The following is a 14,263-nucleotide window of genomic DNA, read 5'->3' as shown; positions in this document are numbered from 1 at the left end:
GCAAGGTTCTCCCGTAACGCCTATTCGGCCGGCGGAGGCGCGTCGGGCATCGGAGGAGCCTTCAGCGACACATATTTCAGCGGATGGTTGTCCAGCACCTTGGGATGCCAGCCCTCGATCAGCGGGCTTTTCAGATAGGTGCGGGTGTACCAGTAGATCGGGATGATCGGCATGTCCTCCATCAGCACCGCCTCGGCCTGCTGCAGGATGGCCATGCGCTGCTCCTCGGTCGCGGCGGTCCGCGCGCGGGCGATCAGCGCATCATAGCGCGGGTTCGACCAGCCGGTATCGTTGTTGCCGTTGCCGGTGGTGAAGATGTCGAGAAACGTGCTGGGATAGGCGTAATCCGCGATCCAGCCCGCACGCACCAGGTCGTAATCCAGGCTGCTCTGGCTATCGAGATAGACCTTCCATTCCTGGTTGTAGATGCCGATCTCGACGCCCAGCTCGGTGCGCCACATCGCCTGCATCGCCTCGGCGATCTTGCGGTGCGCCTCGTTGGTGTTGATCAGGATCTCGACGTCGGGAAAGCCCCTGCCGCCGGGATAGCCCGCCTCGGCCAGCAGCCGGCGTGCCAGCTCGGGCTGGAATTCCGCCGCGTCGGACGTCTCGTAACCCTTCAGCCCCGGCGGCACGAAGCCGGTCGCGGGGATCTGCCCGCCCTTGGTGACCTTGTCGACCAGCAGCTTCTTGTCGATCGAATAGGCCAGCGCCTTGCGTACGCGCACGTCGTCGAACGGCTTCCTGGTCACGTTGATGCGATAGAAATAGCTGCCCATGTAGGGCTCGATCATCATCTCGCCCGGCATCTTTTCAAGGAAGACCGGTATCTTGTCGGGCGTGACGGTATTGGTCAGGTGCAGCCGCCCGCCGCGGAACATCGTCTCCTCGGTGGTGACGTTCTCTACCGGGTAGAAGTTCACGCCGTTCAGCTTGACCGTATCGCGGTCCCAATAGGTCGGGCTCTTGCGCACCTTGATGATCTGGTTGGTGACCCAGTCGTCCAGCACGAACGGACCGTTGCCGACATAGTTCTCCAGCGTCGACCAGCCGCTCTGCCGGTCGGCCATGCCGCCATGCGCTTCGACGACGCGCGGGTTCACGGGAAACCAGCTGTAATGCTTGAGCATGTTGAGGAAATAGGGCGCCGGCCCTTCCAGCGTGACCTGCAGCGTCCTGTCGTCCAGCGCCTTGACCCCGACGGTCGAGAAGTCGTCGGTCCTGCCCTGGTGGAAAGCCTCGCCGCCCTTCAGTATATAGAGCATCTCGGCATATTCGGCGCCCAGTTCGGGCGTCAGCATCCGCTCCCAGCTATAGACGAAATCGCTGGCGCGCACCGGATCGCCATTCGACCATCTGGCGTCGCGCAGGTGGAAGGTCCACTGCGAGAAATCGTCGTTGCTTTCCCAGCTTTCCGCCATGCCGGGTTCGGGCTGAAGATCGTCGGTCGGGTGATAGGCGATCAACCCCTCCAGCAGCGCCGAGATGATCTTGTTCTCGGGCACCCCGGTGACGAGGTGCGGGTCGAGGCCCTTGGGCTCGCTGCCATTGCCGAACAGCAATATGCCGTCGCGCGCCGCTTCGTCGGTGAACCGCTCCCCCGATCCGCAGGCGGCCAGCAGGCCGGCGGAGGTGATCAGGGAGAGGATGGCAAAGGCCCGCAGAATGGGGTGCCGGGCCCTGGACAGGTTCGATGTCACGGCAGCATGTTGCTCATTCATGACGAAACGATGGCAGAGCGAACCTTGCCCTGCAATGACTCAGCCCGCGGCCAAACAGGTTTCAGGTGGAATACCCGCAGACGGCCTTTCCCGGCCCTGTTTCCACCAACACGCACCCTGTCTTGTCAGCACGCCGCCATGCGGTGGCCGGTCTTGCGGAGCGCGACGGCATCGTCCTTCAGCTCCATCGGATCGTTGCTCAACACCCTGTTGCGATGCGCCAGGTACAGCAGCCGGTCGAACACCGCGGGGTGCAGCCCCTGTTCGAAGCGGATGCCCGCTTCCATCCCCTTGCGCAGCCACATGACGCGGCCCTCGACCGGGCCGACGCTGCCGAATTGCAGATAGATCGTGTCGCCGCGCTGCAGATTGGCGGGAATGCACTCGACCGCGCAGCCATCGCTGGTCAGGTTGCGGACGATCGAGATGCGCGCCAGGCTGCCTGCGGCGCGCAGGCGGCATTGGGCGGCGAACTCGTGCCGCTCAAGCAACCGGTACTGGTTATCCTTCGAATGCGACATGATAGAACCTCTTCGATTGAGGCCGGTCGAGAGTGTCTGCCCCCAGACCCTCATCGACCGGCCATTCCCCCGCCATCCGTTCCCCCGCCGGATGACTGCCCCCCGTCTGACCGCAGGCCCGGAAACCTGCAATCGCGGTAACCTTGTTCCTTAAGCACCTGCGCGCCGCTGTATCGCGGCGGGACAGGCCGGAAATGCGGTGCGCGCGCCTGGCCGTTAACCCCGCCGGGGAACCGCCGCCAGAATCGTCCGTTTTCGCGCCTGACGGGGTGAGTAGACGAGGATGCATGATGGATACGGTAAATCCCATTGTCTGGATCGCGATCGCGGGTGTCGTGATTGCCGCCCTGCTGATCTGGTATTTCATTGCGCGCAGCCGCACCAACCGGCTTCGCAGCCGCTTCGGTGACGAATACGACCGCACTGTCGCCACGACCGGCAGCACGGGCCGCGCCGAACACGATCTGGAAGACCGCCAGCGCCGCGTCGCCAGCTTCGACATCCGTCCGCTCTCGCACGACGAACGCGATCGCTTTGCCAGCGAATGGACCGAGGTGAAGAGCCTGTTCGTGAACAGCCCGGCCGAGGCCGTGCTGCGTGCGGACCGTACAATCGGATCGCTGATGAAGGCGCGCGGCTTTCCGGTTGCCGATTTCGACCAGCGCCACGCCGACCTGACCGTCGATCATCCCGAAGTCGCCCGCCACTACCGCGAAGGCCATGATATCGCCGCCCGCCAGAGCCGCGACGCCACCGGCCAGGCCATCGCGACGGAAGACCTGCGCCAGGCGCTGGTCCATTATGAAGCGCTGTTCGAGGACCTGATCAGCGACGTGGAGGATCGCCGCAATACCGTCTCGACAAGCCGCGTATCGACCGGTTCCGTATCCACCGGGCCCGTTTCCACTGGCCCGATCGGACGTGTGGCCGAACCCTCACGGTAATGAGCGGTCAGTATCCGGTGTAGCGTCCGGGGCGGTGGAAGAGGATCAGCACCGCGCTCATCGCCACGACGCTGAGCACCGACCACGCCGCCAGTTCGGGCGGGCGCGTGGTGATCGCGGCCAGGATGATGATCCCATCCAGCGCGAACGTCAGCCAGCCCACGCTCCAGCCCTTTCGGCGGTTCAGCCATACCGACACGATCGTCACCCCGCCCACGCCCGACCGATGACGCAGCATGCCCATCACCCCTGCCCCCGCCGCGGTCCCGCCCGCGACGGCGGCAAAGGCGGGATGGACCGATTGGATATCCAGCGAGACGCGCGTCACCGCCGCCATCAGCGACACGGCCGCAACCGCGCATACCGTCTTGAAGAAGAACCCGCGCCCCATCGCGCTCCAGGCCAGGATCAGGAACGGGACATTCAGCGTCCAGAACCAGAAATCCACGGTCATGCCGAACAGATAGCTGAACAACAGGGCCACTCCGCCCATGCCCGCCGTCACGATCCCGCTGGCCTTCATGATGACCAGCCCCAGCGCCATCAGCAGGGCGCCGCTGAGCAGGCCATAGGCGTCTTCCGCCAGCGAGTGCGGCCGGGGCCGGGGGAAATCGGGTTCGATCGGACCGCTTGGCTCTGCGGCCGCTGCGCTGGTCATGGCTGTGTCCCTCCTCTGCGCGCCCGCTAGACCAGCGGCAGCCGCATCACAAGCCGTGCGAATAGCGGCAAAAGACGTTAGGGCCTGCATCCATGGACAAATGGCAATTCTGGATCGACCGCGGCGGCACCTTTACCGATGTGGTCGCGATTTCGCCCGGCGGCACGCTGCAGCGGACCAAGCTGTTGTCGGAAGACCCATCGCGGTCCGAAGATGCCGCGATCCACGCGATCCGAACGATCACCGATACGCCGCAAGGGGCCCTGCCGCCCTGCGAATTGCGGATCGGCACCACGGTCGCGACCAATGCATTGCTGGAACGCAAGGGCGCGCGCGTGGCACTGGCCATCACCGCCGGGTTCGAAGATGCGCTGCGCATCGGATCGCAGGAACGCCTCGAACTGTTCGCCCGCCAGATCGTGCTCCCCGATCCGATCTACGACCGCGTGATCGGGATCGACGAACGCGTCCTGGCCGACGGAACCGTCGAGCAGGTGTTGGACAAGGACCGCGCCCGCTCGGACCTTGCCAAGGCCAGGGCGGACGGCATCGACGCGCTCGCCATCTGTCTGATGCACGGTTATCGCCACACAGCCCACGAAGAAGCGCTGGCGGCCATCGCCGGCGATCTGGGCTTCGCGCAGGTTTCGGTCAGCCATTCGCTCGCCCCGCTGATCAAGCTGATCTCGCGCGGGGATACGACGGTGCTGGATGCCTATGTGTCCCCTCCCCTGCGCGACTATACATCAACCGTCGCGGCCGGGTTGGGCGAAGCGGGAGAAGCGCTGTTCATGCAGTCGAACGGCGGCCTCACCGCGCGCGAGCAATTCCACGGCAAGGACGCGATCCTGTCCGGGCCCGCAGGCGGCATCGTCGGTATGGCGGCGACGGCAGAGGAAGCGGGCTTTGCCGCGGTGGTCGGTTTCGACATGGGCGGCACCTCCACCGATGTGTCGTGGTATTCGGGCCAGTACGAACGCGACGGCGAGACCCGGCTGGAAGGCGTGCGGATCGCCGCGCCGATGATGCGCATCCACACCGTCGCGTCGGGCGGCGGATCGATCTGCCGGTTCGAGGCGGGGCGCTTTCACGTCGGGCCGGAATCGGCGGGCGCGTTTCCGGGGCCTGCCTGCTATCGCAACAGCGGCCCCCTGACGGTTACCGACTGCAACCTGGCGCTGGGCAAGCTGCAGGCCGCGCATTTCCCGCCCGTCTTCGGGCCCGATGGCAATCTGCCGCCGGACCGCGACATCGTCATGACCAAACTTGCGTCACTATGCGACCGGATCGAGGCCGAAACCGGGCGCAAGCTGTCCCCGATGGCGGCAGCGGAAGGCTTCATCGCCATCGCGGTGCAGGACATGGCGCAGGCGATCAAGGCGATCTCGATCCGCCGCGGCCATGACATTGCGGGGGCCGCCCTGGCAGCCTTCGGCGGCGCGGGCGGGCAGCATGCGTGCCTGGTGGCCGAAGCGCTGGGCGTCGAGGTGGTGCAGTGCCATCCGCTGGCCAGCGTGCTGTCGGCCTATGGCATGGGCCTGGCAGACCGCCGCGCCATGCGTGAAGCGACGCTTGCGCTCGAACTCGGCACCGAAAGCGCGGGCAAAATCGCGCAGGAACTTGACATGCTGGCCCGCGATGCCGGCGCCGAACTGACCGCGCAAGGCGTCGGCGCCGATGCCATCACATACGAACGCAGCCTGCAACTGCGCCCGGCAGGGACCGAGAACACACTGGAAATCGCGTTCGGCGCCCCCGACGACATGACCGCGCGTTTCCGCGAAGGCTGGCGCGAGCGTTTCGGCTTCGAACCCGAAGGCGCGATCATCGTCGCGACCGCGCGGGTGGAGGCGGTCTTCCGCTCTCCCGAACGGCAGGGCGCCCCCCTGCCCCTGCCCGGCGAAACGCAGGGCGCCGCCCAGACCATCCAGAGCTATCTGGCCGGGCAAAGCCGAGACATTCCGTTGTTCCGCAGGCCGGATCTTGCCGCCGGGTTCCAGGCCGATGGACCGGCGCTGGTCGTCGACGACGTGTCGACCATCGTCGTCGAACCCGGCTGGAGCATCGCGGTCGATGCCATCGGAAACGTGCTGCTGCGCCGGACCGGAGAGGCCCGCCGCCGCGAGTTGTCGACCGAGCGCGACCCCGTCCGCACCGCGATCATGGGCGCTCTCTTCATGGGCATCGCCGAGGAGATGGGCGCTGCGCTGCAGGCCAGCGCAAGTTCGGTCAACATTCGCGAACGGCTCGATTTCTCCTGCGCGATCTTCGACCGGGACGGAAACCTGATCGCCAATGCGCCCCATATGCCGGTGCATTTGGGATCGATGGGCGAAAGCGTTCGCACGGTCGCCCGGCGCCGCGGCGAGGACGGTCGCGGTATCCGCAAGGGCGATGCCTATGCGCTGAACGCGCCCTATGACGGCGGCACGCATCTGCCCGACGTGACGGTGGTGCTGCCGGTGTTCGCCGGCGACGAAGCCAGCGAACCCGCCTGGTGGGCAGCGGCGCGCGGCCATCACGCCGATATCGGCGGGGTCGCGCCCGGCTCCATGCCCGCGGGCAGCACCAGCGTCACCGACGAGGGCATATTGCTCGACAATGTGCTGCTGGTCGACGAAGGCCGCTTTCGCGAGGCGGAGATGCGGGACACGCTCGGCACCGGCCCCTATCCGGCGCGTGATCCCGACCGCAATATCGCCGACCTCAAGGCGCAGCTGGCGGCCTGCATCAAGGGGGCGAGCGAGCTGAACCGGCTGGCGGACGCCCAGTCGCACGCCGTGGTCGATGCCTATATGGGCCATGTCATGGCGCAGGCCGAGGAAGCGGTGCGCGCGCTGCTGGACCGGCTGGACGATGGCAGCTTCGCCTATGAAATGGACGACGGTTCGATCATCCGCCTTGCCGTCACCATCGACCGCGAGGCGCAGCAAGCCTTGTTCGACTTTACCGGCACCAGCGGCCAGCACGCGGGCAATTTCAATGCGCCCGTTCCCATCGTCAAGGCGGCGGTGCTCTATGCCATTCGCACGATGATCGATGGCGACGTGCCGATGAACGAGGGCTGCCTTGCCCCCATACGGCTGATCGTGCCCGAGGGATCCATGCTGAACCCCAGATCACCCGCCGCCGTCGTCGCGGGCAATGTCGAGACCAGCCAGGTCGTCACCGACACCATCTTCGGCGCGCTGGGCGCGATGGCGGGCGCGCAGGGTACGATGAACAATTTGACCTTCGGCAATGCGGATTACCAGTATTACGAGACGATTGCCGGCGGATCCGGCGCGGGGCCGCTGGGCGACGCAGACGGATTCGACGGTGCGGATGCGGTGCAGACGCACATGACCAATTCGCGCCTGACCGATCCCGAAATCCTGGAAAGCCGCTTTCCGGTCGTGCTGGAACGCTTCGCCATCAGGCGCGGGTCGGGCGGCCCGGGACGCTGGCACGGGGGCGACGGCATCATCCGCCGCATCCGCTTCCTCGAACCGATGGAGGCGGGCATATTGTCCAACCGCCGCCGCGTCGCGCCCTTTGGCCTGGCGGGCGGCGAACCCGGCGAGACGGGCGAGAATATCGTCGTGCGCGCGGACGGATCGCGCAAAAGGCTGGCATCCTGCGCGGGTGTCGAGATGCAGCCCGGCGACGCGATCGAGATCCGCACCCCCGGCGGCGGCGGCTACCGCAAAAAGGATTAAGCACCAGCGGGGGGAACGCCCCGGCCCGCGCGGCATTCCATTGAACGGGCAATGAACGGGTTTGCCATCACGCCGCTATATGTGGCAGCAACGGACGGGCATGGAAGAACAGGCAATTGTAATCGCACTCGTCGGAGTGCTGGGCATCGGCTCGCAATGGATCGCGTGGCGTACGGGATGGCCCGCGATCGTATTGATGCTGATTGCCGGTTTCCTGGCGGGGCCGATCCTCAACGTCATCGATCCGCATCACGCGTTCGGCGAACTGCTGGAACCCATGATCTCGATCGGCGTCGCGCTAATCCTGTTCGAGGGCGGTCTCAGCCTCGATTTTCGCGAATTGCGACGAACCGGAAGCGCGGTCTGGCGGCTGGTCGTCTTCGGCATTCCCGTCGGCTGGGTGACGGGATCGCTGGCCTGCTATTACATCGCCGGACTTGTCTGGCCGGTTGCGATCCTGTTCGCCGGCATCCTGGTGGTGACGGGCCCCACGGTCGTCCTGCCGCTGCTTCGCCAGTCGAGCGTTGCGCCGCGTCCGGCAGCCATCCTGAAATGGGAAGCGATCGTCAACGATCCGTTCGGCGCAATGTGCGCCGTGCTGGCCTATGAGTATTTTCGCGCCTCGGCCGATGGTGCGACCTTGTTCGACGTCGTGCCCGCGCTGATCTTCGCGACGCTAGCTGCAGCCGTTCTGGGCTATGCGGCAGCCTGGGTCATCGCGTGGAGCTTTCCGCGCGGACATGTGCCGGAGTATCTGAAGGCACCGGTGCTGCTTGTGACCGTCGTGGGCCTGTTCGTCATATCGAACCTGATACAGCAGGAAACCGGACTGGTCGCGGTGACGCTGATGGGCGTCGCGCTTGCCAATATGAACGTGGATTCCCTGCGCGACATTCACCCGTTCAAGCAGAACGTCGCAGTGATCCTCGTCGCCGGCATCTTCATCCTGCTATCCGCCAGCCTGGATTATGACACGCTCCGCCTGCTCGAATGGCAGTTCACATTGTTCCTTCTGGCCATCCTGTTCCTGGTGCGCCCGGCGACGGTGCTGATCAGCCTCGCCTTCTCCAATATCCCCTGGAACGAGCGGCTCTTTCTGGCCTGGATCGCACCGCGCGGCATCGTGGCGGTGGCCATCTCGGGCCTGTTCGCCTTGCGCCTCTCGGATCTGGGCTATGATGACGGCACCATCCTGATCAGCCTGTCCTTCGCGGTCTGCGTGGCGACCATCGTGGCTCATGGCTTCACCATGGCACCGGTTGCGCGCTGGCTTAATGTGACGGGGTCGTCGACGCCGGGCCTGCTGCTGGTCGGCGCGACCCCCTGGTCTATCGCCCTTGCGAAGGAGCTGGACGAGCTGGACGTGCCCGTGACGCTGGCCGACACCAGCTGGTGGCGCCTGTCGCGCGCGCGGCAGCAAGGCCTCGACACCTATCATGGAGAAATCCTGGCCGAGGCGACAGAACATTCGCTGGATCTCTCGCAATACCAGGTGATGGTCGCCGCGACCGAGAACGAAGCCTATAACGCGCTGGTATGCAACGAATTCGCCCCGGAAATCGGGCGCGATGCGGTGTACCAACTGGGCGAGCCAAGCCATCATAACGATCCGCGGGCCCTGCCCTCCTCGATCCGGGGCCGTTCGCTGTTCGAATCCGGCGTCGGCATGGAAGAGATGCACCAGCGGCAGTCGCAGGGCTGGGAATTCCGCAAGACCCGCCTGTCAGAACAGTTCGGTCTGGATCGTGCGCGCGATGCCTTGCCCGACGATGCCGAATTCGTGCTCGTGCTGAGGAAGGGCGGCAACATGCGCTTCTTCACCCATGCCTCTCGCCCGACACCAGGCCCGGGCGACGTGGTCGTCTCCTATTCCCCGCCCGAGGATCCGGTGACCGAAAAGGTCCAGTCCAAGCGGGAGAAGCGTGCCAAGGTCCAGGCCAAGAACGGCCAGCCCGCGCAGGCATCGACGATGACCGACGGAGAAGACCAGCAGGGACCGGAGCAATCGCCAGGAGAGGAGGGACAACCCGCATGACCGCGAGCCAGAACACCAGGAAACACATGGTCGCCTGGGGCGCTGCCGTCCCCATGCTAATGCTGTCGGCCTGCAATGCGCCCGAGCCGGCAGAGCCCGAATCTGAAGAGGTCAGCACGCCTGTCGACCTTACCCCTATCCCCGAAGAGGAAGCCGGGGTGGGCGTCACGTCCATCCTTCGTTCCGACATGGATGGCCGGCCGATCGCCGATCCGCCCTTGGAACCGCTCGAAGCGACTTTAAGCTTCGACGAAGGCGGCAGCGAGTTGAGCGCGGATGCGAGGGCGAAGATCCAAGAGATCGTCGAGAGCGAGCAGTTCGCTGAAGGCGGCCAGATCATACTGCGCGGACATTCGGATAGCAGCGGAAGCGACGATGCCAACATCCGTGCCTCCCGCCGCCGTGCCGAGGCGGTTCGTGATCTGCTTGAGGAGCTGGGTGCAAGCGAGGAACGGATCACGATTATCGCGATGGGAGAGCAGAACCCGATCGCGTCCAATGCCCTGCCCAGCGGCGAGCCCGACGAACAGGGGCGCGCCGCCAATCGCCGCGTCGACGTCACCGTCGAAGTGCCCCCGGAAGAACAGGAGGGCATCAGGGATGACCCCGCTCTCGCCGCCGAAACACCCCTTGGCGAACCGGCTGACAATTGATCGATCCAGGCGGCATCGCTGCGAATAGAGCCCGTTCGCCAAGTTTCTTCCCGCCAAGGATGGCAGCGAACTTTTAACTATCCTATGCTAGCGAGGGACCGATGCGCGCGCACATCCCCCGCTTTCGGCTCGAGCCGAGAACCCGTCGCCGGTTGTCACAGGTCCTCCTGTCGCTGCTCGCGGCGCTAGCCGTTCTGTTCGTCCTCGATATCCCGAAGCTGATCGATGAAGTACCGCGGGTCTTCGTTTCGCGCATGATGCAGCGCCCGGTATCGGGTGAGATCGTGCTGGTTACGACCGATCGGCAGGACGGGAATATTGATTCGGTCGCACAGCGCCAGGCTGCAGCAATCGCAGCGCTCGACAGCATGGATCCGAAACTCATCGTATTCGAAGGTCGTTTTCCCGAAGATGATCCCGGTATTCCGGCATTGAGAAGCGCCATTGCGAAAGCAAGGACGCCAGTTATCGTCGCTTGGCCGGCTACGGCTGGTCAGATCACGTCGCGCAATACCCTTGACCAACCCTCGGCCCAGGGCTCACTCGCCGTCTCTCGTAACGCATATCTGCCCGTTGATGGTGAGGCGGTAGACACCAATAGAACTTCGTTGACCGGATTCGTCTTCGACGCTGAATACTATCTTCAGACAGGCAATGGTGATGTTCCGATCCTGGGGACTACGCTCGCTGGTGGAAGCTTCACCAAAACCGGCGCCTATCCAATTGATTTCAGATTCTCCGCAAACTCGATTCCTGTCTTTTCCTTGGCGTCCGTCGAAAAGATGGTCGATCGGGAAGCCATCCAAGGAAAACGTGTTTTTGTTGGAGTTCCGCGAAGTGGGAATTCTACCTTAATAAGTACGCCGATTAACAAATCCATGCCAAGTAGCGTGGTCGGTATCATCGCAGCCGAAACCTTGATGTCATCAAGCCTTTTGCCGATCGACTGGTTTATTCCGTTCTCTGCCTTTGGCCTGCTTCTGTTATCTGTCGCTTTCCTGCCGAGGCGACCGCGCCGTATCTCGTACATCGCAATGGTACTCGCCTCGCTTGCGGCACCGATAGTGGCTGCATATTTCGACCGACTTCTTCCCACGGGCATGGTCTACACATTGCTTGCGATTTATGGTGCCGTCCGCCTTCGCAGTAATTGGCGGGACCGGGTCGCACGGATCGATGGCGTGTCCGGACTCGCGAATTTCCACGCGCTTCAAGAGGATTTCTCCAAATCTAAGGGTCGCTTGATTGTTGCCAGGGTCGAACATTTCGAGGAGATACTTGCCAGTCTTGAAGCCTCGCTCCACCGCAGTTTCATTCAGCAAATCGCACAGCGGCTAGCCGTAGGCAGCGATACAGCGGTCTATACCGACACGACCGGCCATTTCGGCTGGTTCGATGAGATGGAGCATGCCCGAAGCCACATCACGGGATTGCTGGCCCTTGCAAGCGCGCCTTTGCGTGTAGCGGATCGTACCCTGGACTTCTCGTGCGGTTTCGGCATCCTCGATATCGACGTCAGCAAGCCGCGGCAGGCTATCAGCGCAACAATCGTGGCCGCCGAAACGGCATTGAAACGACCCTCCAGGATGGCGCTCGTAAGCGAGCAAGGAGGCTTCGACACGGATTGGCAGCTCTCCCTTCACTCGTCGCTGGATCACGCGATCGCGCATCAGCACATCTATCTGCTGTTTCAGCCGCAATGCCTTCTGGAAAGCGGTCATGTCGTCGGGGCCGAAGCGCTGGTGCGCTGGAAACATCCGCAACGCGGCGAGATCAGCCCATCCGACTTCATTCCCTTCATCGAGAAGGCAGGCAGGTTGAAGCCGCTGACGGCGCATACTCTGCGGCTGGCGGCACGTTCGGCGAACGTGGCGTTGAATGCGGGTGCCCGAATTTCCGTTAACATTTCCGCCACCCTTTTGGCGGAGCATGATTTCGTGTCGCTGATCTGCGACAATATCGCGGCCGGAGGCGGCCGGCCGCAAGCCATCACGATCGAAATCACCGAGACCGCGAAGATCGAGGATTTCCGGACCGCCGCTCGCAATCTGGAGCGGCTGCAGGAAAAGGGATTTCACGTTTCGCTCGACGATTTCGGAACCGGGGAGGCCAATCTCTCGCTGCTGGTCGGGCTGCCCTGCGACGAAATCAAGATCGATCGGAGCTTCGTGGCGCTTGCCCAGCATAACGAACGCGCGCGAATCGTGATTCGCGCCCTGAATGACACCGCGCGCAAAGCGGGCATGCGGCTGGTCGCCGAAGGCATTGAGACGGAAACGGAGCAGGACCTGCTGATCTCGCTTGGATGCGTGATCGGGCAGGGTTTCCTCTACGGGCGCCCGATGCGCATATCTGAATTGCTTTCGATGCTCGACGTGCGGGAAAGTTGCGAGCCCAGGAAATTAACGCTTTATTAACTATCGTTTTAGGGTTAACAGGAAGGCCTCAGTAACTGGAGGCCTAACATGCACAATCGTAAGCCCGCTACCGCGACCCGCGGTTTGATCGACTGGGTTTGGGGTCTGTACACCCGCCGTTGATCGGTTTTCGAAGAAACCGACCCCGCCCCTAACCGGGCGGGGTTTTTATTTGGTTCGGTTCGCATCGTGCGGATCGGCCAAATGAGTCGCCTTCGATCACACCGCACTTGCAACTCACATTGCAATGTGACATCGCCGCTGAATGAGCACATCAAATCTCAGCGCGGTCAAGGATCGCATCGGCGAAATGGTCGCTGCGGGCCGCATGACCAAGAGCGCGATCGCACGGGCCGCAGGCCTTCACGCCAACAGCCTGCGCGATTGCGACCAGCCACAATGGAACCCGACGGCGGAAACGCTCTCCAAGCTCGACCTGTTCCTCCGCGCGAATAGCGACCGGAACGTCATCGCTTCTCCCGAAGAGATCATCGACGAGGCCCGGAACGGACGCATGTTCATCCTGGTCGATGACGAGGATCGCGAGAACGAAGGCGATCTTGTGATCCCCGCGCAAATGGCGACTCCGTCGGCGATCAACTTCATGGCGACGCATGGACGGGGCCTCATATGCCTCGCCCTTGCCCGCGGACGGGTGCAGCAACTTGGCCTCGAACTGATGAGCCGCAACAATCGCACGCGGCACGAGACTGCCTTCACGACCTCGATCGAAGCCCGCCAAGGCGTTACGACCGGCATCAGCGCCGCGGACCGCGCCCGCACGATCAGCGTCGCCATCGATGCATCGAAGGGCCGCGAGGACATCGTGACGCCCGGCCATGTGTTCCCGCTGATCGCGCGCGACGGCGGCGTCCTGACCCGCGCCGGCCACACCGAAGCGGCAGTTGATATCGCGCGGCTCGCGGGCCTCAATCCTTCGGGCGTGATCTGCGAGATCATGAACGATGATGGCAGCATGTCCCGCATGGAGGACCTGATCCGCTTCGCCCGGATGCATGACCTCAAGGTCGGCACGATTCGCGACCTGATCGCCTATCGCCGCAGCCATGACCGGCACGTGAAGATCGTGTCGGAGAGCAGTTTCGAAACGTCCGAAGGCGCCCGCTGGAGGGCATTGGCCTTCCGGAACGAGCCGACAGGCGATGAAATGATCGCTCTCGTCCACGGCCGCATCAATCCTGACGAGCCGGTCCTGGTGCGGATGCACACGCTCGACATCTTTGCGGATGTGTTCGGCGAAAAGGGCTCGCGCAGTGGGCTGTTCACGAACGCCATGCGCGAGATCGAAAGCGCCGGCGCCGGGGTGATCGTCGCGATCAGCCACATGCGCGGCGGTGCTGTCGGGCGCATGCTCGACCGGCGGGAGGGTCGCGGCGTGGCCGACATGGACGAATTGCGTGATTACGGCGTGGGCGCCCAGATTCTGACCGAACTGGGCGTGCACGAGATGATTCTGCTCACGACCTCGCATCACTCGCTGATCGCGCTGGAAGGCTATGGGCTGACCATCGTCGAGGAGCGGTTCCTGTCCGCTGAAACGGCAGACCCGCAGACCGCCTGACCCTCGGGGCTCGCATTTCGGAACTGGAGAATAA

9 protein-coding genes are annotated in these 14,263 nt (G+C 63.8%); 6 read left to right on the top strand and 3 right to left on the bottom strand.

The features are described 5' to 3' along the window. Positions 1 to 20 precede the first annotated feature (20 nt). Positions 21 to 1,721 (bottom strand): peptide ABC transporter substrate-binding protein, encoded by a 1,701-nt coding sequence (locus A9D14_RS06255; RefSeq protein ID WP_083987708.1) that lies wholly within the window; start codon positions 1,719 to 1,721, stop codon positions 21 to 23. Positions 1,722 to 1,846: 125 nt separating this feature from the next. After that, a complete protein-coding gene (locus A9D14_RS06250; protein ID WP_066844116.1) occupies positions 1,847 to 2,242 on the bottom strand; it encodes a PilZ domain-containing protein in 396 nt (131 codons plus the stop codon). A gap of 287 nt (positions 2,243 to 2,529) precedes the next feature. On the opposite strand from A9D14_RS06250, the gene A9D14_RS06245 reads away from it, so the two are divergent. Continuing rightward, positions 2,530 to 3,186 (top strand): hypothetical protein, encoded by a 657-nt coding sequence (locus A9D14_RS06245; protein WP_066844113.1) that lies wholly within the window; start codon positions 2,530 to 2,532, stop codon positions 3,184 to 3,186. Between the two features lie 7 nt (positions 3,187 to 3,193). Here the strand turns inward: A9D14_RS06245 and A9D14_RS06240 are convergent, their stop codons facing one another. Next, entirely contained in the window at positions 3,194 to 3,844 is a 651-nt protein-coding gene (locus tag A9D14_RS06240) for a YitT family protein (protein WP_066844110.1), read from the bottom strand. 92 nt (positions 3,845 to 3,936) lie between these two features. Here A9D14_RS06240 and A9D14_RS06235 point away from each other — a divergent pair, with 92 nt between their 5' ends. The 5 genes from A9D14_RS06235 (at position 3,937) to ribB (ending at position 14,229) form a co-directional block, all read left to right on the top strand. Then, complete coding sequence (locus A9D14_RS06235) at positions 3,937 to 7,542, top strand: hydantoinase B/oxoprolinase family protein (protein WP_066844107.1); 3,606 nt, start codon at positions 3,937 to 3,939, stop codon at positions 7,540 to 7,542. 100 nt (positions 7,543 to 7,642) lie between these two features. Then, entirely contained in the window at positions 7,643 to 9,577 is a 1,935-nt protein-coding gene (locus tag A9D14_RS06230; RefSeq protein WP_083987999.1) for a cation:proton antiporter, read from the top strand. Then, positions 9,574 to 10,230, top strand: a complete 657-nt coding sequence (locus A9D14_RS06225) for an OmpA family protein (protein WP_083987704.1) — start codon at positions 9,574 to 9,576, stop codon at positions 10,228 to 10,230. The genes A9D14_RS06230 and A9D14_RS06225 overlap by 4 nt, the downstream gene beginning before the upstream one ends. Before the next feature lie 101 nt (positions 10,231 to 10,331). After that, a complete protein-coding gene (locus tag A9D14_RS06220; protein ID WP_083987702.1) occupies positions 10,332 to 12,647 on the top strand; it encodes an EAL domain-containing protein in 2,316 nt (771 codons plus the stop codon). A 265-nt stretch (positions 12,648 to 12,912) separates the two neighbouring features. Then, positions 12,913 to 14,229: a 3,4-dihydroxy-2-butanone-4-phosphate synthase gene (ribB, locus tag A9D14_RS06215; protein ID WP_066844095.1), complete on the top strand. Its 1,317-nt coding sequence runs from the start codon at positions 12,913 to 12,915 to the stop codon at positions 14,227 to 14,229. Positions 14,230 to 14,263 lie beyond the last annotated feature (34 nt).

The sequence above is a fragment of the Croceicoccus marinus genome (assembly GCF_001661675.2).
Taxonomy (GTDB): domain Bacteria; phylum Pseudomonadota; class Alphaproteobacteria; order Sphingomonadales; family Sphingomonadaceae; genus Croceicoccus; species Croceicoccus marinus.
Note: the sequence above shows the minus strand (reverse complement) of the source record. Positions and strands in the feature narration are given on the sequence as shown.